Here is a 23,140-nt window from a genome sequence, read left to right as displayed (position 1 = left end):
TAGGGTCGGTAGGCGTGCACGCAGAAGGAACCTTCACCGTCGAGCCCGCTTATCCCGAGTCGCTCGCGCCGCTCGCCGACCTCGCGCGCAACCTGCGCTGGGTGTGGCACGGACCCACCCAGGACCTGTTCTCGACCGTCGCGCCCGAGGTCTGGGCGAACACTCGCGACCCGCTCGAGGCGCTCCGCGGTGCCGACCAGGCGCGGGTGGCCGCCCTCGGCGCCGACGAGGAGTTCGTCGCGCTGGTCCGTGCCGTCCACGCCGACCTGAACGACTACCTCACCCGGCCGGCGTGGGCCGGCGAACTCACGGACGGCGCGAAGGGCATCGCGTACTTCTCGATGGAGTTCGGCGTGAGCCAGACGCTGCCGAACTACTCGGGCGGCCTCGGTGTACTGGCGGGTGACCATCTCAAGGCCGCGTCGGACCTCGGGTTGCCGCTCATCGCGCTGGGCCTGCTGTATCGGCACGGCTACTTCCAGCAGTCGCTCTCCGCGGACGGCTGGCAGCTCGAGCAGTACCCCGAGCTGGACCCGCACCAGCTGCCGCTGCGGCCCGTGACGGTCTCCGGCGGGCAGCAGCTGATCGTCTCCGTGCCACTCGAGGGGCGGGTGCTCAGCGCCGCCGTGTGGCGGGCCGACGTCGGCCGCATTCCGCTCCTGCTCATGGACACCGACATCGAGAACAACGACCCCGATCTCCGTGGCGTGACCGACCGGCTCTACGGCGGCGACGCGGAACACCGGCTGCGCCAGGAGATCCTGCTCGGCATCGGCGGCGTCCGCGCCGCCCGCGCCTTCTGCGACCTGACGGGACATCCCGGTGTGGAGGTCTTCCACGCCAACGAGGGCCACGCCGGCTTCCTCGGCCTCGAGCGGATCCGCGAGCTCATGGCCACCGAGGAGCTGACCTACCCGCAGGCGCGGACGCTGGCCCGCACCGCCACGGTCTTCACCACCCACACGCCGGTGCCCGCCGGGATCGACCGCTTCCCGGTGGACCTGGTGCGCCGCTACTTCGGCGACGGCGGCCAGATGTGCTCCCTCCTGCCCACGGTGCCGCTCGACGAGGTCATCGCCCTCGGCGCCGAGGCCGACCCCGGCGTCTTCAACATGGCCCACATGGGATTCCGGCTCGCCCAGCGCGCGAACGGGGTCTCGAAGCTGCACGGCGCCGTGAGTCGCGAGATGTTCGCGGGCCTGTGGCCGGGGTTCGAGCCGGCCGAGGTCCCGATCGGCTCCGTGACCAACGGCGTGCACCACGGCACGTGGGCCGACCGCCTCGTCGCCGAGCGCGCGACCGATCCGCTCTCCATGCCGGACGACGCCCTGTGGCGCCTGCGCACCACCCTGCGGCACCGCCTCGTCGACGAGGTGCGCACCCGGACCCGCGCCGCGTGGCGCGAGCGCGGGGCCGTCGACGCCGAACTCGGCTGGACGGACCGGATGTTCGACCCCGAGGTGCTCACCATCGGCTTCGCCCGCCGCGTCTCGACGTACAAGCGGCTCACGCTGATGCTGCGCGATCCCGAGCGGCTGCGGGCGCTCCTCCTGGACCCGGACCGCCCTGTGCAGGTGGTGATCGCGGGCAAGAGCCACCCCCACGACGACGAGGGCAAGCGGCTGCTGCAGCAGCTGCTGCACTTCACCGACGACCGCACGCTGCGGCACCGGATCGCCTTCCTGCCCAACTACTCCATCGGCATGGCGGGCTACCTGTACCACGGCTGCGACGTCTGGCTGAACAACCCGCTCCGGCCGCTCGAGGCCTGCGGCACGTCGGGCATGAAGAGCGCGATGAACGGCGGCCTCAACCTCTCGGTGCTCGACGGCTGGTGGGACGAGCTCTACGACGGGAACAACGGCTGGGCCATCCCGTCGGCGGTCGGCGTGGACCCGGGCCGGCGCGACGACATCGAGGCCGATGCCCTGTACGACCTGCTCGAACACGAGGTTGTGCCCGCCTTCTACGACCGGCGCGACGCGGACGACGCGCCGCCGCGCTGGCTCGCGAAGGTGCGGCACACGCTCTCGGCGACCGGGCCCGAGGTCGCCGCCGACCGCATGGTGCGCGAGTACGCCACCGACTACTACCGGCCCGCCGCGCGGTCCGCCCGCGCGACGCGGCCGGCGGTCGCCGAACTCGTCGAGTACATCGACCGGGTCCGCGCGGGCTGGGACGCGGTGCGCATCGCGTCGTCGAGCGCCACCGTCGTGCCCGAGGGCGTCGACCTCACCGCGGACGTCGACCTCGGCGCGCTCGAGGACGGCGACGTCCGGGTGGAGGCGGTGATCGGCGGCGTCGACGAGGCCGGAGAGATCCTGGACGGCAGGGCGGTGCGGCTGCACTTCGACGGCGCGCGCTACCGGGCCGTGCTGCCCGGACAGGTGGGCCGGTTCGGCTACGCCGTGCGCGTGCTCCCGCAGCACCGATTGCTCACCGGCCCCGCCGAACTCGGTCTCGTGCGGTACGCGGGATGACCGTCCTCGCGGTGGACCTCGGCGGCACCAAGGTGGCGGCCGCGCTGGTGGAGGCGGACGGCACCGTCGTCGAGGCGTCGCGCCACCGCGCCCCCACCGGGCCCGACGCGACGACGGCCGAGCTCGAGACCGCGATCGCGGGGGTGGTGCGGGACGCGCTCGCCGCCGCGGACGGTCCCGTCCAGGGTGTGGGGCTGGCGGCGGCCGGGCCCGTCGACGACGCGGCGGGGACCACCTCGCCGATCAACCTCGAGGCGCTGCACGGCTTCCCGCTGCGTGATCTCGTGGCCGACGCCGCCGGGGGACTGCCCGTCGAGTTCCGCCGCGACGGCGTCGCCATCGTCCTGGGCGAGCACTGGCTCGGTGCCGCCCGCGGGCACGACGACGCCCTCGGCATGGTGGTCTCCACCGGCATCGGCGGCGGCTTCGTCGTGGGCGGCCGCGCGCTCGTCGGCAACGCCGGGCACATCGGCCAGGTCGAGCTCTCGGGCTACACCGGCAGCGAATCCCTCGGGCGCACCACCATGCTGGAGTCCGTCGCCTCCGGCCCGCACACCGTGGAGTGGGCGCGGGCACAGGGCTTCGCGGGTTCCACCGGCGAGGAGTTGGGCGCGGCGTACCGCGCCGGCGACGAGGTCGCGGTCGCCGCGGTGCGGCGGTGCGCCGCCGCCGTCGGGCAGGGGATCGGCAGCGCCGTGGCGCTGGTACCGGTCACGATCGTGGTGCTCGGCGGCGGCTTCACCCGCGTCGCCGACGATTTCGTGAATCAGGTGCAGGCCGCGGTCGCCGCGCACCCGCTGCCCTACGTGGCCGCGGCGCGCGTCGTGCCCGCGGGCCTCGGCGGCGACGCCCCGCTCGTGGGCGCGGCCGCCCTCGTCTACCGCCGGGACCTGTTGCCGTGACCGACGGGTTGCTCGCGCCGCGCGACGCCCGCACCTTCTGGGCCTCGCGGGTGATTCCGAGCGACCAGTTCCTCCTCTACTGCTTCGACCACGGCGCCGGCCCGGTCCCGTCGGCCGCGGAGGTCGCGGACGTGGTGCAGGCGCGCGCACCGTCGATCACGGACCTGCGGTTGCGGATCGCCCCCGCCCCCGGCGATCTCGAGCACCCGGCCTGGGCTCCGGGCGAGGTGGTCGACGTGCGCGAGGGCATCGCGCACACCTGGGACGCCGTGCCCGCCGCCGTCGCCCGCCTCTTCGCCCGGCAGGTGGACGCGACCGTCGCGCCCTGGCGGCTGCACGTCCTCCCGAACGTGGCGGGCGCGCCCCGGTGCGCCGGACCCGCGACGGTCGTGGTGCTGCAGGTGGCCCACGCCCTCGCCGACGGGCGGCGGTCCGCCGAGATCGCCCGGGCGCTGTTCGGCCCCGGAGGGGCCGGCGCGGCGCCGGTCCTCCGGCCGCTGCCCGGGCCGGTGCGCGCCGCCCGGGGCCTGCTCGGCCTGCCCGTCGCGCTCGCCCGCACGGTGGCACTCGGCGCCCTCGCGCCGCGAGCCCGCGCGGCGATCGACCGGCGCACCGCCGCCGGCGCCCTGCCGGCCGCCGTCCCCGGCTGCCCGCTCACCCTGCTCAACGCCGCGCCCGACGCCACGCGCGACGTGCGAATGCTGGTGCGCGACGCGGCATCCCTGCGCGCAGGCCACACCGTCACGGTGACCGCACTCGCGGCGGTCTCGCTGGCCGTGGAGCGGTACCTGCGCGCGCGGGGCGGGGCGGTGCCCGCGGCGCTGTCCGCGGAGGTGATGGTGGCCCGCGAGCGGCGGCCGGGCGAGCGCAACGCCTTCGGCAACGTCTCCGTGCCGCTGTACCCGGGCACACCCGCCGGGGACCGGTCCGGCCTCATCGCCGCGGCGCTCGCCGCCGCGCGCGAGCGCGCCGCGAGCCCCCTGTGGCGCACCGTCGGCGCGGCGGAGGACGCGGCACCGTCGGCCCTGGCGGTGCTCGGAGTGCGGGCCTTCGATCCCGCGTTCGTCCCGGACACGATGGCGGGTGCGACGGTGGTCTCCAGCGTGCACCGCGGCCCGGCGGACCTGGAGCTGCTGGGCGGGAGATCGGTGTTCACCGCGGGCTTCCCGGCGCTCTCGCCCGCGATGGGGCTCACGCACGGCGTGCACGGACTGGGGGAGACGGTGACGGTGTCGACCTCCAGCAGCCGGACCGCCGTGCCCGATCCGGACGCGTACGTGGGGCTGCTCGCGGCCGCGCTCGACGAGGTGGCTCAAGGCCGCTGAGGGGCGGGTCCGGTGGTGTCGCCGACGACGAGCTCGACGTCGAGCGCGAGGGTCGGCAGCGGCGCGCCCTCTTGCGCGGCGAGCACGGCCTGCGCTGCGCGCCTGCCCATCTCGACGATCGGCTGCCGGATCGTGGTGAGGGTGCGGTCGAAGCCGTCGATGCGGACGCCGTCGAAGCCCACGACGGACAGATCCTCCGGGACCCGGAGCCCGCGGGCCTCCGCAGCGCGGATCACCCCGGCGGCCAACAGGTCCGACTGGGCGATCACCGCGGTGGGGGAGCTCGCGTCGAGCAGCTCGCCACCGGCGCGGAAGCCCTCGTCGATCGTGCTGTCGGCCGAGATCACCACGGCGGCGTCGGGGAAGGCGGCCAGCGCCGCTGCGGTGCGGGCCTGCTCGACGTCGCCGTGCCGGAGCCGCACGACGCCGACCGAGCGGTGCCCGAGTGCGCGCAGGTGGCCCGTGAGGAGCGCGGTGGCGGCGCGGTTCTCGACGCCGACGCTGCCGATGTCGTCGACCTGGTTGCCCGCGGTGACGACGGGGATCGCGCGCTTCGCCATCGCCGCGCGCAGCGAGCCGAGGGCGGGGGAGCAGCCGGCGGCGACCACACCGTCGACGGGCAGCGACCGGAGGCGCTCCTCCGGGAGGGAGTCGGGGAGGAGCAGCACCGAGGTGGGGCTCGCGGCCAGCGCGGCGGACACTCCGTCGAGGATGCCGATGATCACGGGGTCGCGGAAGGCGCGGCCCGCCTCGTCGTCCACCTGGACGCCGATGATGTCGGTGCGGCCGCTGCGCAGCGACCGGGCCCGGGGGTCTGGCCCCTCGTAGCCGAGGTCGGCGGCGGCCGCGAGGACGCGGGCGCGAGTGGCGTCGCTGATCGGCTTGTCGACGCCGAAGGCGTGCGAGGCGGTCGACAGCGAGACGCCTGCCGCCTCGGCGACGTGCACCAGCGTTATCCGGTTTGACCCGCGTGTCATGGGGACCTAGCCTAGCAAGCAGTAATCGAAACGTTTCGAAGGGTTGATCGGTGAGCGTGGACTTCCAGGAGCAGAGGACGGACGCGGTAGGGGGCTCAGTGCTCGCCTGGCGCAACGCCGTCGCGGTGATCTTCGCGCTCAGCGGGCTCACCTTCGCGAGCTACCTGGGCCGGCTGCCGCAGGTCCGCGACGACCTCGGCGCCACCACGCTGCAGGTGAGCCTGCTCACCTTCGGCCTCGCGGTGGGCTCCGTCGTGGGGCTGGTCGGCTCGGGCGCGCTGGCCGCGCGGTTCGGCGCGCGGCGGGTCATCGCGGTGACCCTGCCGGCGCTGGGTGTCACGATGATCGCGGCCGCCGCGGGCGCGCAGTCCGGGAACTACGCGCTCACGCTGCTGCCGCTGGTCTTCGTCGGGCTCTCGCACGGCATCACGGACGTCTGCATGAACCTCTCCGGCGCGGAGAACGAGCGGGCGCTGGGGCGCACCGTGATGCCGGCCTTCCACGCGGCCTTCTCGATGGGCACCGTCGCCGGCGCGCTCACCGCCGCCGCGGCGCAGGCGGCGCACGTCCCGCTGCTGCCGCACCTGCTGGTCGTGAACGGCGTCCTGCTGGTCGCGGGCTGGTTCGCGCTGCGGCACGTGCCCTTCCAGGCGCACGACGCCGGCGACCACGCGCCCGTCTCCCGCCGCGAGCGGCTCGCGGTGTGGCGCGAGCCGCGCACGCTGCTCATCGGCCTCATGGTGCTCGGCATGGCGCTCACCGAGGGCAGCGCGAACGACTGGCTGGCGCTGGCCATGGTCGACGATCACGGCACGTCGAAGACCGTCGGCACGCTGACCTTCGCGGTCTTCGTGACCTTCATGACCGTCGGCCGGCTCGCGGGCACCCGCGTCCTGGACGCCTACGGCCGAGTGCGGACGCTGCGGGCCTGCGGCGTCCTCGCATTCGTCGGCCTGTCGCTCGTGATCTTCGGCCCGACCTGGGCCGCGTACCTGGGCGTCGCGCTGTGGGGCCTGGGCGCGTCGCTGGGCTTCCCCGTGGGCATGTCCGCCGCGGCCGACGAGCCGCGCATGGCCGCGGCGCGGGTCTCCGTGGTCTCGACGATCGGCTACCTCTCCTTCCTCGCCGGCCCGCCGATCATCGGCGCGCTGGGCGAGTACGTGACGCTGCTCTACGCGCTGATCCTGGTGCTCGTCGCCGTCGCCGTGGCCGTTCTGGTGGCGCCCGCCGCGCGCGAGCCGGAGGCTGCGGGGCCGGCGGCCCGCTAGCCGCGGGAGTCGGCGCGCGAGTGTCAGGGCGCGGGGAAGTACCGCGCGATGGCGGGGCGTAGCCGTGCCGGTTCGAAATCGTCGACGGGGAGCGCCAACTGCTCCAGGACGAGGCCGTTGACCGTCGTGAGGAGGTCCGCCGCGTCGGCCTCCGGATCGGCGGCCCCGGCGCCGCGCAGCTCGCGGGCGAAGGCGGCGCGCTGCGTGGTGCCCCATTCGTCGAGGCTGGTGCGCAGGCCCGGGCGGCGAGCGACCTCGAGGAAGAGCTCGTAGCGGGCGATCGCCGCATCGCGGTCGTCGGTGAGTGAGCCGGTGACGTACCGGGTGAGCCGGTCGATGCGCTCGGGGACCCCGGCGTCGGGCAGCTCGTCCGCGAAGAGCGTGCGCACCTCCTCGATCTGGCGCGTCGCGAGCCGGTGCAGCGCCTCGTCCAGCAGTTGGTCGAGGGTGCCGAAGTAGTAGCGGGCGTTGCCGTGGGTGGTGCCGGCCTCCGCCGCGACCGAGCGGTGCGTGAGCGCCCGGGCTCCGTCGCGCGCGACCAGCCGGACCGCCGCGTCGAGGAGCGCCTCGCGTCGCGCGGCGCCGCGGGCCATGCGCGGTTCGCGCACCGGTGAGGACATGTCCGCGATCGTACCGGCGACGGCTTTCGATCAATTTTCTCCAAATGGAGAAAATTGGGGTTACGGTGGTGGCGTCCGCAGGGGACGACATCTCGGAAGGGCCGCTATGACCGCAACACTCATCACCGGTGGGCGAGTGCTCACCTTCGATCCCGACCGCCCGGAGGCTGAGGCGATAGTCCTCGACGGGGGCCGCATCGTGGCCGTGGGCGACCGCCGTGACATGGACGCCGCCGCGGGGTCCGGTGCGCAGCGCGTGGACGCCGGCGGCGCCACCGTGATGCCGGGGCTCATCGACACGCACCCGCACGTCATGCACTTCGGCATGCTCGCGGGCGGCCTCGTCGACCTCACCGACGCCGTCGACCACTCCGACATCGTCGCGCGGATCCGGGCGAAGGCCGCGGTCACGCCGGCGGGCGAGTGGATCATGTGCACCCCCGTCGGGGAGCCGCACTACTTCCTGCGTCGGTCCGAGAAGGACCTGCTCGAACGGCATCTGCCGGACCGGTGGACGCTCGACGCGGCGACCGCCGACCACCCCGTCATGATCCAGGCCTGGGCGCCGAAGATGCCGAACGTGGTGGCCTTCAACAGCGCCGGCCTCCGCGCCGTCGGCCTGAGCGCCTTCATCCCCGACCGCGTGTGCGACGTCGAGATCGAGAAGAACGACGCGGGGGAGCTCACCGGCGTCCTCCGCGGACCCGTCACGAACTACTACACCTACGACCCCTTCTGGGGGCAGATCCTCACCAAGCTGCCGCGCCCGAGCCTGGACACGGCGGCAGCCGGAACCACCGCGGAGATGGCGAGGTTCACCCGACAGGGCGTGACCACGGGCTACGAGGGGCACGCCATGGAACCCGAGCACCTCGCGCTGTACCGGCACCTGCGCGCCGCGGGCGCCCTCACCATGCGCATCCACGCCACGCTCGACGTCGAATCGGTGATCTTCTACCCCTTCGACCCGCTCACCGACGCCGAATTCGCCGACCGCCTCCCGCAGTTCGCCGCGCAGGTGGGGCAGGCGGGCGACGACCTGCTCCGCACCGGTGGCCTCACCATGAGCCCCGGCGGCCCGTGCTTCTCCGGCTACTTCGCCACCTACGAGCCCGCCCTCGACCCCTTCGGCAGGCCCACCCGCGGCACCCGGTTCCTCTCCCTGGAGAAGGAGGAGGCCTTCGTCCGCTACTGCGCCGAACAGGGCATCCGCGCCAATCTCTGCCTCGGCGCGTTCCGCGAGCACGACGACTTCCTCGACATCGCCGAGCAGGTCGTCCGCGAGGTCGACTTCCGGGACCGTCGCTGGATCCTGCAGCACGCCATCACCATCACGCCCGCGCAGGCCCGGCGCTACGCCGACCTCGGCTTCCAGGTGACCACCAGTGCGGGCTTCGCGTGGGGCAAGGGCGCCATGTACGGCGAGCGCATCGGCCAACACGCCTGGCGTGACCTCGAACCCCTCCAGCGCCTCGTCGACACGGGGTTGGACCTCGCCGGCGGCTCCGACTGGGGGCCCAAGAACCCCTGGGAGCAGATCGAACTCGCGCAGACCCACCGCTTCGCCGGCAGCGACCGTCGCAACGACGGTCCCGACCAGAAGCTCTCCCGCGTCGACGCCCTCCGCATGTGGACGACCGGCGCCGCCGCCGTCCTCGACTGGCCCGAGATCGGCTCGCTCGCCGCGGGGAAGCACGCCGATGTGATCCTCGTGGACCGCGACCCGTCGACCTGCCCGATCGACGAGCTCGCCGGCACCCGGGTGCTGCGCACCTACCTCGGCGGCGAGACCGTCCACGACAGCGGCGAACTCGCCGCCCCGGCGCGGGAGGTGCGCGCGTGACCGCCGCCGATCGGGTGCTGGGCCGCGTCGACGGCCTGCGCGAGGAGATGATCGCGACCCTCGGCGCTGCGATCGCCGTTCGCAGCGTCAACCCCACCTATCCGGACCAGGACTTCGACGACCTCGTCGGCGGCGAGACCGACGTCGCGCGGCTGCTCGCCGGCGTCTACCGCGAGGCCGGCGCGGAGACCGAACTGTTCGGCGAGGTCCCCGGGCGCGACAACGTCGTCGGCGTCGTCCACGGGGAGGGCGACGGCCGCTCACTCATCTTCAACGGTCACGTCGACGTGGTGCCGGCCGGCGACGCCGATGCCTGGACCCACGATCCCTTCGCGGGTTTCCACGACGACACCCACGTCTGGGGCCGTGGCTCCGTCGACATGAAGGCCGGCCTCGTCGCCCAGGCCTTCGCGGCCCGCGCGCTGCGCGAGGCCGGGGTGCGCCTCGGCGGCGACCTGATCCTGCAGGGCGTCGTGGGGGAGGAGAACCTCGAGCACCACCTCGGCACCTCCGCCGTGCTCGCCCGCGGCTACACCGCCGACGGCGCGATCATCGCGGAACCCACCGGCGCGCTGGTCCCGCTCAGCGTGATGCCCGCGACTCCCGGCGTCCTCGTCCTGCGGATCACGGTGACGGGTCGCACGGGCCACGCCTCGGCCCGCTCCCTCATGCGCGTCCAGCAGCGCGACGGGGCCGGCGACCCGGTCGCCGCGAGCGCCGTGGACGGCGCGCTCGCGATCCACGACGCGCTGCGGCGCCTCGAGACCGCGTGGGAGCGCACTCGCGTCGACCCGCTGTTCGAGCCGGGCCAGTTCACCATCGGCCTCGACGTGATCGACGGCGGCGCCCGCGCCGGGCGCAACGTGGCGTTCATCCCCGACGAGGCCGTCCTGGACTACGCGATCTTCTACCCGCCTGCGGCGGGCGTCGCCGACGTGCAGGCCGAGATCGCGGCCGTCGTCGCCCGGGTGGCCGACGCGGACCCGTGGTTGCGGCGTCACCCGCCACGGCTCGAGTGGCCGATGCACTACCCGGGCGGACGCACCGACGGCGACGACCCGTTCTGCCGAGTCGTCGTGGCCGCGCGCGAGGACGCGGCGGCCGGAACGGCCTACGCGGGCACGCCGGACGTACGGCCCTTCCCCAGCGCGACCGATCTCACCTGGTTCACCGCGGCGGGCATCCCCGCGGTCGGGCTCGGGCCGGGTGCGCTCGCCATGGCGCACGCGGTGGACGAGCGGTGCGCGATCGACGAGGTGGTCTGCGCGGCCAGGACCTACGCGCTCGCCGCCCTGCGTTGGTGCGGTGTCCGGTGAGCGCGCCGACGAACGGGCCGGTCGCGCCCTACATGGCGGTGGGCCTGTCGACCTTCGTGCACGGCATCGGCGCGCGCGAGCACATCGCGCGCAACCTCGACGTGATCGAGGAGGCCTTCCACGCCGCGGTCTCCATCGTGGGCATCAACCTCCCGGTCAAGCTGGTCGCGCTCTCCGAGGGGGCGCTCACGGGTTTCACCGACGAGGTCTTCGACCTGCCGCACGCGCGGAGCGCCCGCGAGCTGTTCATCGACGTCCCCGGGCCGGAGACCGAGCGGCTCGCCGCGCTGGCGCGCATGTACCGGACCTACGTCGTGGTGCAGTGCAAGGCGCGGTGGCCCGAGGTGATCGAGGACCGGTTCTTCAACGTCATGGTCGTGATCTCGCCCGACGGGGAGATCGTGCACCGAGCCGCGAAGAACCACGTCTGGTGCCGCGAGCACTCGTGCACCCCGCACGACGTCTACGACCGGTGGGTCGAGCTGTTCGGCGACGGCATCGACGCCTTCTACCCGGTGCTGCGCACGCCCGACATCGGCAACATCGGCACCATCTGCTGCAGCGACGGCGAGTACCCCGAGGCCGTGCGGGCGCTCGCGTTGGGCGGCGCGGAAGTGATCTACCGGCCGAGCGAGGCGGTGCCGATGACCGCGGCGGGTCCGGACGCCGGCGGCACCTGGCTGCTGCAGAACCGCGCCCACGCGCACTTCAACGGCGTCTACATGGTGTGTCCCAACACCGGGCCGGTGTACTCGTCGCCGGCGGCGGAGCATCCGGTCGACATCGCGGGCGGCAACGGGCACATCGTCGACTACACCGGGCAGGTGATCGGGCGGGCCCCGTCGGGCGCCAACGCGATCGTCGCCGCCCCCGTCGACGTCGAGGCGCTGCGCCAGTTCCGGGCGATGAATCTCAACTCCAACTGGATGAAGGACCTGCGTACCGAGCTCTTCCGCGGCATGTACGACCGGCCGATCCACCCGGCGAACCTGTGGCTGGACCGCGAGCCGGGCCGGCACGCCGAGGTCGACGAGATCTACCGCGGCAACATCGCGCGCCTGGTGGAAGCGGGCGCCTACACCGAGCCCGCGGTGCGGCACCCCGGCGCGCGTCACCTTCCCGGACCCGCGGACGGTGACTTCGACGCCGTGATCGCGAGCTGGGAGGGGTGATGCCCGACGGCGCGGGTCAGCGCAGGAGCTGCCAGGCGAAGGCGGCGGCCAGCGCGCCCGCGCCGTTGAGGCACCAGTGCAGCGCGATGGGGGCGATGAGGGAGCCGCTGCGGGAGCGGAGCCAGGTGAACACCCAGCCGGCGAAGGCGGTCGCGATCACCGCGCCCGCGATGCCGAGGATCTGCGCCAGGGGGCCGGCGCCGAGGATCTTGGTCAGGCCCGCGTTGCCGCTGGTCAGGCCCAGCGACGAGGCGATGTGCCAGAAGCCGAAGAGTAGCGAGCCCGTCACCACGACCCAGCGGAAGCGCATCGCGCGCGACAGCGTGCCGTGCAGCGCGCCGCGGAAGGCCAGCTCCTCGGGGATCACCGTCTGCAGCGGGATGATCACCATCGACGCGATGATCGCGGTCGAGAAGGTGGCGTAGCGGTCGTTGAGGAACAGGCCGCGCGTGACGGGCAGCAGCGCGCCGACGACGATCACCGTCGCCACGACCAAGACCGCGGCGGCCGCGTACTTCGCCCCGGAGCGCCAGTGCTCGCGGCCCAGGCCCAGTTCGTGCCAGTCCAGGCCGCGGTGCCGGGCGATGGCGATCAGCAGGACCGCGGACACCGGCACCGCCAGCAGAGCGGCCCAGCTGCCCGTGAAATGCGCGACAAGATTGGTCGCGACCAGCACGGCGACGACCACGCCCACGTCGACGATCGCGCGTGCCCCGGAGACCGCCGAACGCAGGGCGGAATGATCGGGGGCGGTCGTCTCGACTGTGGTCACCCGCTCCATAGTCCAGACGCGCGGCGGTTCGCGCAACGGGTGTGAGCATGGCTAAGGTGTCCACCCGTGACCATGGACCGCAGCACGTCGGCCGACGGCGGTCCCGCGAGCGGCCTCCGGCGCGCCGCGCTTCCCCTCTTCCTCGTGGCCCTCGGCGCCCGGATCGTGTGGATCCTCGCCGGGCAGCACAACTTCAACTTCGTCGACCTGCGGGTGTACTACGAGGCCGCCCAGCGGGTCACCGCCGACGGCGGGTTGTACGACTTCGCGCTGCGCGACTACACGCCGCAGCAGCCGCTGCCGTTCACCTATCCGCCCTTCGCGGCCCTGTTCTTCTACCCGCTGAAGTTCCTCCCGTTCCCGGTGGTCGCGGTCGGCTGGGTGGCGCTCACCGCGGGCCTGTTGTTCCTGGTCATCCGCATGTGCCTGGCCATCCTGGCCGCGGCCCGCGGCGCACCGTCGCGCCTGGGCGACGTGCCGCGCGAGCTGCCCCTGGTGTGGACGGCGGCTGCGCTCTGGATCGACCCGGTGCGCACCAACCTCGACTACGGCCAGATCAACGTGGTCCTCATGACCTTCGGCGTGTGGGCGGCGTACCTCATCGCCCGCGCCGCCCCGTCGCCGTCGCTCTCGCCGAAGCCGGAGAAGGTCGACGGTGCCTCCGGCTTCCTCGTCGGCCTCGCCGCGGGGATCAAACTCACGCCCGCGGTCGGCGGGCTGTTCCTGCTCGCCCGCGGCCGCGTGTGGGCGGCGTTCTTCTCCGGTGTGACGTTCGCCGCCACTGTGGGGATCAGCTACCTGATCCTGCCCTCGGAGACCCGGCGCTACTTCACGATCCTGCTCGGCGACACCGGCCCCATCGGCGACCCCGCCAAGCCCGACAACCAGGCGCTGCGAGGCGCGGTGTCCCGGTTCGCCGGGCACGACGTGGGCACCGGGCCGGCGTGGATCATCGCGGTGGTCGTGGCCGCGGCCCTGCTGGTCGCCGCCTGGTGGGTGGTGCGCCGCGGCGACGCGCTCATCGCGCTGGTGCTGGTGCAGTTCCTCGGGCTGCTCGCGTCGCCCATCTCGTGGATCCACCACTTCGTGTGGATCGTCCCGCTGCTGATCTGGGTGGTGCACGGCCCGCTCGGCCCGGGCGGCGGCGCGGACTTCCGCACCCCCGGCGCGGGCTTCACCCCCTGGGCGACCGCGGTCGCCGCCGTCACCGCGGTGTTCGGCTACATCGGCGTGCACTTCCTGCGCAAGGGCCTCGCCGCGGTCGGGATCGAGGACGGCCCCGTCTGGGCGCTGTTCATGGCGCCCGGCGTGCTGGCGCCGCTGGTCCTCGTCGCGCTGATCCTCGCGCAGCGGCGCCGGCTGGACGCACTAGTCTGAGCGGATGACCACCCTCGGCCGGTTCGGCCTGGCGATCCTCACGGCGGCGGCACTGGCGACCGGTGCGTGCGCGACCAGCACGGCACCGTCGCAGGAGAGCGGCGCACCGTCGGCGACGGGGACCGTGACCCTGGTGACCCACTCGAGCTTCCACCTGCCCGAGAACGTGCTCGCCGACTTCACGAAGCAGACCGGGCTCGCGATCAAGACCGTCGAGCTCGGCGACGGCGGCGAACTCGCCACCAAGCTCTCGCTCACCCCGGGGAACCCGCCCGGCGACGTCGCGTTCGGCGTGGACAACACCTACGCCGCGCGGCCCGTGCGCGCCGGCGTCTTCGACGAGTACGTCTCGCCCGCGGCGGCGAACGGCGCGCAGGAGTACGCCCTCGCGGGCATGCCGCAGCTCACCGCGATCGACTTCGGCGACGTCTGCGTCAACATCGACACCCGCTATTTCCGGGACAAGAACCTGCCCGAGCCGGTCACCTACCAGGACCTGGCCGAGCCCGAGTACCGCGGCCTGACCGTGGTGCAGAACCCGGAGACCGCGTCGCCCGGCATGGCCTTCCTGGCCGGCACCGTCGCGACGCTGGGCGACGGCTGGCAGGACTACTGGCGCTCGCTGCGCGCCAACGACGTCGCCGTGACCCCGAACTGGTCCACGGCGTACTCCACCGACTTCTCCGGCTCGTCGGGCAAGGGCCCGAAGCCGATCGTCGTCTCCTACGCCAGCTCGCCCGCCGCCGAGGCGGGCAAGGACGGCTCGGCGCCCCCGACCAAGGCGCTGCTGGACACCTGCTTCCGGCAGGTCGAGTACGCCGGCGTGCTGCGCGGCACCAAGAACCCCGACGGCGCGCGCAGGCTCATCGACTTCCTGCTCTCGCCGGCGGCGCAGGCCACCATCCCCGACGAGATGTACGTCTACCCGGTGACCCGCGGCGTCGCGCTGCCCGAGTCCTGGGCCAAGTACGCGCCCGTGCCGCCGAAGGCCGCCACGCTGCCCGCCGACCGCCTCGCCGACGAGCGCGACGGCTGGGTGCGCCAGTGGCGCCAGCTGATGGGGCGGTGAATCCCCTGCCGTTGCGGGACACCGTGACGTCGTCGTCGCGCGGGCGGCTCGCGCTGCTGGCCGCGCCGCTGCTGTTCGTGGCGGTGTTCTTCCTGTGGCCCGTCGCCGCGATCGTCGCGCGCGGGCTCTCGTCCGACGGTGTCGGCATGTGGGAGGGCTTCACCGGCGCGGGCGGCCTGGGGCTGGTCTGGTTCACCGTCTGGCAGGCGGCCGCGTCGACGCTGCTCACCGTGGTGCTCGGGCTGCCCCTCGCGTGGCTCACCGCGCGGGTGCGGTTCCGCGGGCAGTGGCTCGTGCGGGTGGTGGTGACGGTGCCCTTCGTGCTGCCCACCGTCGTGGTCGGCGTGGCCTTCCGCACCCTCTTCGCGCCCGGCGGGAGCCTCGGCCTCCTCGGCCTCTCCGAGACCGTGTGGGCGGTGCTGCTGGCGCACGCCTACTTCAACGTCTCCGTGGTGGCGCGCATCGTCGGCGGCGTGTGGTCGGCCGTCGACCCCCGCGCCGAGCAGGCCGCGCGCACCCTGGGCGCCGGCCCGGTCCGGGCCTTCCTCACCGCCACCGCGCCGGCGCTGCTGCCCGCGATCGCGTCGGCGGCGTCCGTGGTCTTCCTGTTCTGCGCGACGAGCTTCGGCATCGTCCTCGTAGTCGGGGGCAGCCGGTTGCGGACCCTGGAGACCGCGGTCTACCAGGAGGTCGTCGGCGCCTTCGACCTGCGCACCGCCGCCCTGCTCGCGCTGGTCCAGATCGTCATCGTGGTGCTGGCCGTCGCGCTGAGCGGCGCGCTGCGGGTGCGGGTCTCGCGGCCCTCGGCCGCCGCCCGGCCGGAGCCGCCCCGCGCCGCGGGACGCGCCCGGCTCGCGGTGTTCGCCGGCGTGCCCGTGAGCGTCGCGCTGCTCCTCTTCCCGCTGGGGGCGCTGCTGTTGCGCTCGCTGCGACCCGACCCGTCGGGGGCGCTGAGCCTCGACGCCTACCGGCGGCTCACCGCCGATTTCGGCGGCGTCGTACCGGTGAAGGCGCTGCTGATGTCGCTCGTCACGGCCGCGCAGGCCGGCGCGATCGCGCTGCTGGTCGGCGGGCTCGCCGCAGTGGCGATCGCCCGCTCCCACGGGCTGCTGAGCCGCTTCGCCGACGCCGTGGTGATGCTGCCGCTCGGCGTGAGCGCGGTGACGCTCGGCTTCGGCTACCTGCTGGCGCTGCAGTCGCTGCCCGCGGTCCGCGAATCGCCCGCGGTGCTGCCCTTCGTCCAGGCGCTCGTCGCGGTGCCGCTCGTCGTGCGGGTGCTGGTGCCCGCGCTCGGGGCCGTCGACCCGCGGCAGCGCCAGGCCGCCGCCGTGCTGGGCGCGTCACCGGTGCGCGTCTTCACCACCGTCGACCTGCCGGTCATCAGCCGGTCGGTGGCCGTCGCGGCCGGCTTCGCGTACGTCGTTACCCTGGGGGAGTTCGGCGCCGCCAGTTTCCTGGTGCGGCCCGAACAGATGACACTGCCCGTGCTCATCGGCCGGATCTCCGGCCGCCCCGGCTGGGCCGACGCCGCGCTCGCCGCGTCGTGCTCGGTGCTGCTCATCGCCGCGACGGTGGCGGTGATCGGCGCGGTCGAGGCGCTGCGCCGCGACGACGTCGGGCGGGCGGAGTTCTGATGCGTCCGCGGGGGCGCGCCGTCGGGGGAGGGGAGTCGCAGTGCTGACCATCGATCGGGTCTCGGTGCGCTACGGCGAGCGGACCGCCGTGCGGGACGTCTCGCTCACCGTCGGGGAGTCCGCCGGGGAGTCCGCCGGGAGCACGAGCTCCACCGCGGTGACCGCGCTCCTCGGCCCGTCGGGGTGCGGCAAGTCGACCTTGCTGCGGGCCGTCGCGGGGCTCGAGCCGCTGGCCGGCGGCCGCATCCTGTGGGCCGGCGAGGACCTCGCGGACGTGCCGACCCACAAGCGCGGCTTCGGCGTCGTCTTCCAGGACGGGCAGCTCTTCGGGCACCGCGACGTGGCCGGCAACATCCGGTACGGCCTGCAGCGCCACCACTGGTCGCGGGCCGAGGCGAACGCCCGCGTCGAGGAGCTGCTGGAACTGGTGGGCCTGCCCGGAATGGGCGCGCGGCCCGTCGGGGAGCTGTCCGGCGGGCAGCAGCAGCGGGTCGCGCTGGCCCGCGCGCTGGCCCCGCGGCCCCGGCTGCTGCTGCTCGACGAGCCGCTCTCGGCGCTCGACCGGCAGTTGCGCGACCGTCTGGTGGGCGACCTGCGGCGGATCCTGCGGGAGACGGGGACGCCCGCGCTCATCGTGACCCACGACCACGACGAGGCCGTCGAGCTGGCCGACACCGTCGCCGTGCTCGACGCCGGCGAGCTCGCCCAGGTCGATCGGTCCGCCCGGCTGTGGCGGCGGCCGCGCACGCCCGACGTCGCCCGCTTCCTCGGCTACACCGTGCTGCTGGACGCGCAGGTCAAGGACCTGCAGGCCACGTCCGCGCTGGGACAGGTGCTCGTCGACTGCCCCGACGGCCGGTTCCGGCTGGGACTGCGCCCCGGCTCCGTCGTGATCCAGGCGCACGGGGTGCCGGCCCGGGTGACCGGGTCCGTGCCCACCGCCGACGGGGTGCGGATCACCGCCGCCGTCGACACCGCCGACGGCGAGCTGCTGGTCGACGCGCTCGGCGACACCGCGCCCGCGGACGGCGAGGTCGTGCGCGTCGCGCTCAACCCGCGCCGGATCGCCGTGATCGGATAGCACCGTGAGCTCCTTCGGTACCGACGTCTTCACCCCGCGCCAGGCCCGGGCCCTGCTCGCCATCGCCGACACCCTGATACCCGGCGGCGACGGCGTGCCCGGCGCCCGCGACATCGACTTCGTCGACGCGGTCTCGCGCACCGCCCGTCACAAGATGCTGCCGCGGGAGCTGCGCGAGCTGCAGGTCTTCCTCGACGTCTGGGACACCCGCGGCTTCGGCGTGGTCAACCGCATCGGCCCGCGGAAGTTCTCCGCGCTGCCGCATGCGCGGCGCGAGGAGGCGTTGCTCGGCTGGGGCACGCACCCGCTCGCCCCGGTCCGCGCCGTCTTCCAGGGCCTGCGCTCGCTGCTCATCGGCGCCTACTACATCGCGCCCGACGCGACCGCCGCCCGCGCCGCGATCGGCTACCCCGAGGCGCCCGGCCCGCTGACCGACGCCCCCGAACCACCGCTGCGGCCGCTACCGATCCCCGCGGGCGGCGCGCGGCTGACGGCCGACGTCGTGGTCGTGGGGTCCGGCGCGGGCGGCGGCACCGCNNCCGCCGTGCTCGCGGCCGCGNGCNTCGACGTGCTCGTGCTCGAACGCGGCGGCTACCACGACGACCGCGACTTCGGCCGGGGCGAACTGGAATCGCTCACCACCCTGTACGCGGGGGCGCCCGCGATCTCGGCCGAGGGACAGTTCTCGTCGCTCATGGCCGGCGGCACGCTGGGCGGCGGCACCGTCGTGAACTGGACCACCTCGTTCGCGACGCCCGAGAACGTCCGCGCCGAGTGGGCCGCGCACGGCGCCCGGCAGTTCGCGGACGACGAGTTCACCCGCTCGCTCGGCGCCGTGCAGCGCCGGCTCGGCGTGAACACCGACCACGGCACCGCGTCGTCGCGCGACGTCATCCTCGAGCGCGGCCTGACCGCGCTCGGGTGGCACTGCGACGCCATGCCGCGCAACGTGCTCGGCTGCGACCAGGGCGTCGAGTGCGGGCGGTGCGGGTACGGCTGCCGCATCGGCGCCAAGCGGTCCACCGCCAAGACCTGGCTGCAGGACGCCGCGGCGGACGGGGCGCGGATCGCCGTCGGGGTCGAGGTGCGACGCGTGATCGTCGAACGGGGCCGCGCGACCGGCGTCGAGGCGATCGGACCCGACGGTGCCCCGGTCACCGTCGCCGCGCGGACCGTCGTGGTCGCGGCCGGATCCCTGCAGACCCCGCCCCTGCTGCGGCGCTCGGGCCTGCGGAACAAGCGGATCGGGGAGAACCTGCGGCTGCACCCGGTGACCGCGGTGGCCGGTGTCTTCGACGAGGACGTGCGCCCGTGGGAGGGCGGCCTGCAGACCCGCTACTCCACCGAGCACGCCGACCTCGACGGTGCCGGCCACGGCGTCATCTACGAGACCGGGCCCGTGAGCCCCGGCGCGATCACGCTGTTCCAGCCCTGGCACTCCGCGGCGCAGCACGCCGCCGATATGCGGGCGATGCGGCACACCGTGCAGGTGGGCGTCATCGTCCGCGACAGCGGGAGCGGGCGGGTCACCGTCGGGCGCGACGGCGAGCCCGTCGTGCGGTACCGCCTCGGCGCGCGCGACGCCGCGCACATGCAGCGCGGCGTGGTGGGCGCGGCGGAGATCCTGGCCGCCGCCGGCGCGCGGTCGGTGCGCAGCTCGCACCAGAACCGGGTCGCCGCCGACCTGCCCGGCGCGCTCGACGACTTCGCCGCCGCGGCGCAGCGGGAGGGCTACGCGCCCGCCCGGTGCATGATGATCGCGCTGCACATCATGGGCACCGCCGCGATGGGCGGCAGCCGCGACACCTCGGCGACCGATCCCGACGGGGCCACCTGGGAGGTGCCGAACCTCGTCGTCGCGGACGCCTCGTGCTTCCCCACGGCGAGCGGCGTGAACCCGATGATCTCCATCGAGGCGATCGCGCACATGAACGCCTCGCGCCTCGCGGCGCGGCTGCGCTGACTCGCATCCGCATCCGCATCCGTATCCGCACCCGGGCCGACCGGGCGCCGGGGTCAGCGCGGAGCCGACCGACGCCAGTGTCAGCGCGGCCGGGTCAGCGCGGCGGCGGCGACCCGTCCGCGGGCAGGTACCAGTCCGGCAGCGGGTCGAGGGTGAGCCGGGTGGTGTCGCCGGGGCGGGTGAGGGTGAAGACCGCGCGCTGGATCCGCGGGATCCGGTGCATGTCGTCCGCGATCGCCGCGAGCCGCGTCGCGACCTGGGACTCGGGCAGATCGCCCTCGAGATCGACGGCGGCCACCAGGAAGAGGCGGTCGGCGCCGACCCACTCCATGTGCAGGAAGCTGACCTGCTTGATGTCGGGGTGCGCGTACAGCGCCTCGAGCATGCGGTTGCGCGCCAGCGGCGTGGCCTCCTCGCCGGTGAGGAAGTCCATGTTCCGGCGGATCAGGAACACCGCGACGAAGCCGAGCAGGATCCCCACCGCGATCGAGCCGATGGCGTCCCACACGGGATCGCCGGTGATCTGGTGCAGCGCGATGGCGGCGGTCGCGATGACGATGCCGATCAGCGCGCTGAGATCCTCGGCGAAGACGGAGCGCAGTACCGGGTTCGACGTGATCCGGACGTAGCGCAGCGGGGACAGGTGCCGCTCCTCGGCGCCGGACTTCGTCTGGCGCAGGGCCTGCAGGAAGGAGATGCCCTCGAGGACGAACGAGATGCCCAGCACGGCGTAGTTCCAGCCGTAGTCCGTCACGTCCTCGGGCTCGCCGAGCGCGCTGATCCCGTGCCAGACGGATACCGCCGCGCCCACGCTGAACAGTCCGAAGGCCGCGAACATCGACCAGACGTAGCCGGATCGCCCGTAGCCGAAGGGGTGGCTCTCGTCGGCCGGCTTGCCCGCGCGTTTCGCGCCGATGAGGAGGAAGACCTCGTTGCCGGTGTCGGCCCACGAGTGCGCCGCCTCGGCCACCATGGCGGCCGACCCGGTGATCGCCGCCACCACCGATTTCGCCACCGCGATCAGCACGTTCGCGCCGAAGGCGACGAGCACCGTCAACAGGCTCTCGTTCTGCGAACCGTCCGCCGCCGCGTCACTCATGCTGCCGATCGTAGGCCCGGGGGCGGCCCGCGCCGGGCATGATGGAGGTATGGGTGCATTCGATCCGTACGTCGCCGACGACCGTCGCTACGACGGGGTCCCGTACCGCCGGGTGGGGGAGTCGGGCCTGCAGCTCCCGGCGGTCTCGCTGGGGCTGTGGCACAACTTCGGCGACGACAAGCCGCTGCAGACCCAGCGCGACATCCTGCGCCGCGCCTTCGACCTGGGCGTGACGCACTTCGACCTCGCGAACAACTACGGCCCACCGCCGGGCAGCGCCGAGCGGAACTTCGGCACGCTCTTCGCCGAGGATTTCCGGCCCTATCGCGACCAGCTGATCATCTCCTCGAAGGCCGGCTGGGACATGCAGCCCGGCCCGTACGGCTTCGGCGGCTCCCGCAAGTACCTGCTCAGCTCGCTGGACAACTCGTTGCGGCGGATGGGCCTCGACCACGTGGACGTCTTCTACAGCCACCGTCCCGATCCCGCGACGCCGCTCGAGGAGACCATGGGTGCGCTGCACACGGCCGTCACCTCGGGCCGGGCGCTGTACGTGGGCATCTCGTCGTACAGCGCGGAGCTCACCGCGCGGGCGCAGGAGATCATGCGCGGGCTCGGCACGCCGCTGCTCATCCATCAGCCCTCGTACTCGATGCTCAACCGCTGGGTCGAGCGCGGCGACGGCTCGGGGCCCTCGCTGCTGGAGACCACCGCCGCCGAGGGGATGGGCGTCATCGCCTTCTCGCCGCTGGCGCAGGGCCTGCTGACGGACCGCTACCTCGGCGGCGTGCCCGAGGACTCCCGCGCCGCCGCGGGCAAGAGCCTCTCCGGCGGCATGCTCTCCGCGGAGAACCTGGCCCGGGTGCGGGGGCTGGCCGCGATCGCCGCCGACCGCGGGCAGACGCTGGCGCAGATGGCGATCGCGTGGGTGCTCCGTTCGCCGGCGGTGACCTCCGCCCTCATCGGGGCGTCGAGCGTCGCGCAGCTCGAGGACAGCGTGGGCGCCGTCGCGAACCTCGGCTTCACCGCGGACGAGCTGGCCGCGATCGACGAGTTCGCCGTGGACGGCGACGTGAACATCTGGTGGGGCGCCACCGCTTCGACATCGTGACCGCCGCGCGGACCGGCGCCGCTGATCGGAGCGCCGCCGGACGGAGCACGGCCGAACGGAGCACGGCCGGACGGGTCTACGGCGGCGCCGACGCGCGGACCCGGCACGCCGAGCGCGTGGCCCGGCTCGAGGACGCCGGCCTGGAGCTGTTCGCGACGGTCGGTTACCAGCAGACCACCGTCGCGGACGTCTGCGAGCGGGCGAAGGTCTCGCGGCGACACTTCTACGAGCGGTTCGCCGACCGCGAGGCCCTCCTGCGGCACCTGTACATGGGGGTCCACGACCGCGGGCGCGCCGCCGTCGCCGCCGCGCTGGCCGACGGTGCCCCCACCGCGGGCACGGGCGACGGGGCCGTGGCGACCCTGGTCGCATCGGGCCTGACGGCGTACATCGACGCGGTGCTCGCCGACCCGCGCGGGCTGCGGGTGGCCTTCGTCGAGGTCGTCGGCGTGAGCGCCGAGCTGGAGGCCTGTCGGCTGGCGAACCGCGACCAGTGGGCGCAGACCATCCGGTCGGCGGCGGAGGCCGCCGGCGCCCGGCCCGTGGCGTCGTGGGTGCACGCGGCGTTCATCCCGTCGGTCAACGAATTCCTCATGGCCTGGTGGCAGCACGCCGGCGACCGCTCGGACCCCGCCGAACTGGTGCAGGTGCTGACGTCGGTCCTGACGAACCTGCTGGTGACGGCACCGTCGGACGGAAACTGACCGCATTCGGTTCTCACCTGGCCCCGTGCCCGCCACCGCCGTCCCCGTCCTGCCCTGCGTCGACCCCGAGGCCCTCCGCGACTTCTACCGGCCCTCGGCTTCGAGTGCGTCGGGTACCAGGTCCGCCCGTACCTGTACCTCGCGTTCACGCGCGACGGTGCCGACGTCCACTTCGGTCGCTTCGCCCGCGACGCCGACGACACCGGGACCTGCCTGTTGCTGGTCGACGACGTGGCCGCCGAGCACGCGGCGTTCAAGGCCGCGATCAAGCGGCTGCTGGGCAGGGTCCCGTCGTCCGGCGACCCGCGACTCACCCGCTTCCGGCCCGGCGCCACCCGGTTCACCCTGGTCGACCGGCGACACCGGCCCCGATCGAGCGTTCGCCCTGGCCTTCCTGCTGGAGCTCGCGCCCGCGGCGGGCCGGGAG

At 74.0% G+C, this 23,140-nt stretch carries 19 protein-coding genes and 1 pseudogene; 15 read left to right on the top strand and 5 right to left on the bottom strand.

Features of this window, described 5'->3' with window-relative positions:
- The first annotated feature begins 14 nt into the window (after positions 1–14).
- Genes glgP through ACNAYW_RS14220 form a run of 3 tightly spaced genes read left to right on the top strand, consistent with a single transcriptional unit; the run spans position 15 to position 4,707 of the window.
- Complete coding sequence (gene glgP, locus ACNAYW_RS14230) at positions 15–2,480, top strand: alpha-glucan family phosphorylase (RefSeq protein ID WP_415850336.1); 2,466 nt, start codon at positions 15–17, stop codon at positions 2,478–2,480.
- The gene (locus tag ACNAYW_RS14225; protein ID WP_415850335.1) at positions 2,477–3,382 is read left to right on the top strand and encodes an ROK family protein; all 906 of its coding nucleotides are present in this window, start codon (positions 2,477–2,479) and stop codon (positions 3,380–3,382) included. Before glgP ends, ACNAYW_RS14225 begins: the two co-directional genes overlap by 4 nt.
- Positions 3,379–4,707, top strand: coding sequence for a WS/DGAT/MGAT family O-acyltransferase (locus ACNAYW_RS14220; RefSeq protein WP_415850334.1), 1,329 nt, complete (start codon positions 3,379–3,381; stop codon positions 4,705–4,707). The genes ACNAYW_RS14225 and ACNAYW_RS14220 overlap by 4 nt, the downstream gene beginning before the upstream one ends.
- Here the strand turns inward: ACNAYW_RS14220 and ACNAYW_RS14215 are convergent.
- A complete protein-coding gene (locus tag ACNAYW_RS14215; protein ID WP_415850333.1) occupies positions 4,695–5,684 on the bottom strand; it encodes a LacI family DNA-binding transcriptional regulator in 990 nt (329 codons plus the stop codon). The two genes, ACNAYW_RS14220 and ACNAYW_RS14215, sit on opposite strands and share 13 nt — an antisense overlap.
- Before the next feature lie 50 nt (positions 5,685–5,734).
- Between ACNAYW_RS14215 and ACNAYW_RS14210 the strand changes: the two genes are divergently transcribed.
- A complete protein-coding gene (locus tag ACNAYW_RS14210) occupies positions 5,735–6,952 on the top strand; it encodes an MFS transporter (protein WP_415850332.1) in 1,218 nt (405 codons plus the stop codon).
- 23 nt (positions 6,953–6,975) lie between these two features.
- Here ACNAYW_RS14210 and ACNAYW_RS14205 read toward each other — a convergent pair whose 3' ends face one another.
- Complete coding sequence (locus tag ACNAYW_RS14205) at positions 6,976–7,572, bottom strand: TetR/AcrR family transcriptional regulator (protein WP_415850331.1); 597 nt, start codon at positions 7,570–7,572, stop codon at positions 6,976–6,978.
- 106 nt (positions 7,573–7,678) lie between these two features.
- On the opposite strand from ACNAYW_RS14205, the gene ACNAYW_RS14200 reads away from it, so the two are divergent.
- From ACNAYW_RS14200 to ACNAYW_RS14185, 4 genes and pseudogenes are all read left to right on the top strand, one after another.
- On the top strand, positions 7,679–9,415 hold the full coding sequence (locus ACNAYW_RS14200; protein WP_415850330.1) for an amidohydrolase: 1,737 nt from the start codon (positions 7,679–7,681) through the stop codon (positions 9,413–9,415).
- Positions 9,412–10,731 (top strand): M20 family metallopeptidase, encoded by a 1,320-nt coding sequence (locus ACNAYW_RS14195; RefSeq protein WP_415850329.1) that lies wholly within the window; start codon positions 9,412–9,414, stop codon positions 10,729–10,731. The genes ACNAYW_RS14200 and ACNAYW_RS14195 overlap by 4 nt, the downstream gene beginning before the upstream one ends.
- Positions 10,732–10,763: 32 nt before the next feature.
- A pseudogene (locus ACNAYW_RS14190) lies at positions 10,764–11,621 on the top strand (nitrilase-related carbon-nitrogen hydrolase); the annotation flags it as partial.
- 99 nt (positions 11,622–11,720) lie between these two features.
- Positions 11,721–11,903, top strand: a complete 183-nt coding sequence (locus ACNAYW_RS14185) for a hypothetical protein (RefSeq protein ID WP_415850359.1) — start codon at positions 11,721–11,723, stop codon at positions 11,901–11,903.
- 16 nt (positions 11,904–11,919) lie between these two features.
- Here the strand turns inward: ACNAYW_RS14185 and ACNAYW_RS14180 are convergent, their stop codons facing one another.
- On the bottom strand, positions 11,920–12,684 hold the full coding sequence (locus tag ACNAYW_RS14180) for a CPBP family intramembrane glutamic endopeptidase (protein WP_415850328.1): 765 nt from the start codon (positions 12,682–12,684) through the stop codon (positions 11,920–11,922).
- A gap of 63 nt (positions 12,685–12,747) precedes the next feature.
- On the opposite strand from ACNAYW_RS14180, the gene ACNAYW_RS14175 reads away from it, so the two are divergent.
- The 5 genes from ACNAYW_RS14175 (at position 12,748) to ACNAYW_RS14155 (ending at position 19,799) form a co-directional block, all read left to right on the top strand.
- Positions 12,748–14,052, top strand: coding sequence for a glycosyltransferase 87 family protein (locus ACNAYW_RS14175; RefSeq protein WP_415850358.1), 1,305 nt, complete (start codon positions 12,748–12,750; stop codon positions 14,050–14,052).
- A 4-nt stretch (positions 14,053–14,056) separates the two neighbouring features.
- The gene (locus ACNAYW_RS14170; RefSeq protein ID WP_415850327.1) at positions 14,057–15,121 is read left to right on the top strand and encodes a thiamine ABC transporter substrate-binding protein; all 1,065 of its coding nucleotides are present in this window, start codon (positions 14,057–14,059) and stop codon (positions 15,119–15,121) included.
- On the top strand, positions 15,118–16,755 hold the full coding sequence (locus ACNAYW_RS14165; RefSeq protein WP_415850326.1) for an ABC transporter permease: 1,638 nt from the start codon (positions 15,118–15,120) through the stop codon (positions 16,753–16,755). Before ACNAYW_RS14170 ends, ACNAYW_RS14165 begins: the two co-directional genes overlap by 4 nt.
- Positions 16,756–16,795: 40 nt before the next feature.
- On the top strand, positions 16,796–17,836 hold the full coding sequence (locus tag ACNAYW_RS14160) for an ABC transporter ATP-binding protein (RefSeq protein ID WP_415850325.1): 1,041 nt from the start codon (positions 16,796–16,798) through the stop codon (positions 17,834–17,836).
- A 568-nt stretch (positions 17,837–18,404) separates the two neighbouring features.
- The gene (locus ACNAYW_RS14155) at positions 18,405–19,799 is read left to right on the top strand and encodes a GMC family oxidoreductase N-terminal domain-containing protein (protein ID WP_415850357.1); all 1,395 of its coding nucleotides are present in this window, start codon (positions 18,405–18,407) and stop codon (positions 19,797–19,799) included.
- Between the two features lie 94 nt (positions 19,800–19,893).
- On the opposite strand, the gene ACNAYW_RS14150 is transcribed toward ACNAYW_RS14155, so the two are convergent.
- Positions 19,894–20,898 (bottom strand): cation diffusion facilitator family transporter, encoded by a 1,005-nt coding sequence (locus ACNAYW_RS14150; protein WP_415850324.1) that lies wholly within the window; start codon positions 20,896–20,898, stop codon positions 19,894–19,896.
- A 49-nt stretch (positions 20,899–20,947) separates the two neighbouring features.
- Between ACNAYW_RS14150 and mgrA the strand changes: the two genes are divergently transcribed.
- Together mgrA and ACNAYW_RS14140 are read left to right on the top strand one after the other, a co-directional pair.
- Positions 20,948–22,009 carry an L-glyceraldehyde 3-phosphate reductase gene (gene mgrA / locus ACNAYW_RS14145; protein ID WP_415850323.1) on the top strand — a complete coding sequence of 354 codons (1,062 nt, stop codon included), beginning with the start codon at positions 20,948–20,950 and terminating at the stop codon, positions 22,007–22,009.
- Positions 21,982–22,713, top strand: a complete 732-nt coding sequence (locus ACNAYW_RS14140; RefSeq protein ID WP_415850322.1) for a TetR/AcrR family transcriptional regulator — start codon at positions 21,982–21,984, stop codon at positions 22,711–22,713. The genes mgrA and ACNAYW_RS14140 overlap by 28 nt, the downstream gene beginning before the upstream one ends.
- A gap of 84 nt (positions 22,714–22,797) precedes the next feature.
- Here ACNAYW_RS14140 and ACNAYW_RS14135 read toward each other — a convergent pair whose 3' ends face one another.
- Positions 22,798–23,076: a hypothetical protein gene (locus ACNAYW_RS14135; RefSeq protein ID WP_415850321.1), complete on the bottom strand. Its 279-nt coding sequence runs from the start codon at positions 23,074–23,076 to the stop codon at positions 22,798–22,800.
- Positions 23,077–23,140: the final 64 nt, after the last annotated feature.

The sequence above is a fragment of the Tsukamurella ocularis genome, from assembly GCF_965138335.1.
Lineage (GTDB): Bacteria > Actinomycetota > Actinomycetes > Mycobacteriales > Mycobacteriaceae > Tsukamurella > Tsukamurella ocularis_A.
The sequence above is the reverse complement of the archived record's forward strand: the minus strand, read 5'-3'. Positions and strand labels throughout refer to the sequence as shown.

Coding starts and splice junctions, on each gene's coding strand:
- ACNAYW_RS14150 (WP_415850324.1), bottom strand. CDS start 20,898: ATGAGTGACGCGGCGGCGGACGGTTCGCAGAACGAGAGCCTGTTGACG.
- ACNAYW_RS14200 (WP_415850330.1), top strand. CDS start 7,679: ATGACCGCAACACTCATCACCGGTGGGCGAGTGCTCACCTTCGATCCC.
- ACNAYW_RS14175 (WP_415850358.1), top strand. CDS start 12,748: ATGGACCGCAGCACGTCGGCCGACGGCGGTCCCGCGAGCGGCCTCCGG.
- ACNAYW_RS14205 (WP_415850331.1), bottom strand. CDS start 7,572: ATGTCCTCACCGGTGCGCGAACCGCGCATGGCCCGCGGCGCCGCGCGA.
- ACNAYW_RS14180 (WP_415850328.1), bottom strand. CDS start 12,684: ATGGAGCGGGTGACCACAGTCGAGACGACCGCCCCCGATCATTCCGCC.
- mgrA (WP_415850323.1), top strand. CDS start 20,948: ATGGGTGCATTCGATCCGTACGTCGCCGACGACCGTCGCTACGACGGG.
- ACNAYW_RS14215 (WP_415850333.1), bottom strand. CDS start 5,684: ATGACACGCGGGTCAAACCGGATAACGCTGGTGCACGTCGCCGAGGCG.
- ACNAYW_RS14170 (WP_415850327.1), top strand. CDS start 14,057: ATGACCACCCTCGGCCGGTTCGGCCTGGCGATCCTCACGGCGGCGGCA.
- ACNAYW_RS14225 (WP_415850335.1), top strand. CDS start 2,477: ATGACCGTCCTCGCGGTGGACCTCGGCGGCACCAAGGTGGCGGCCGCG.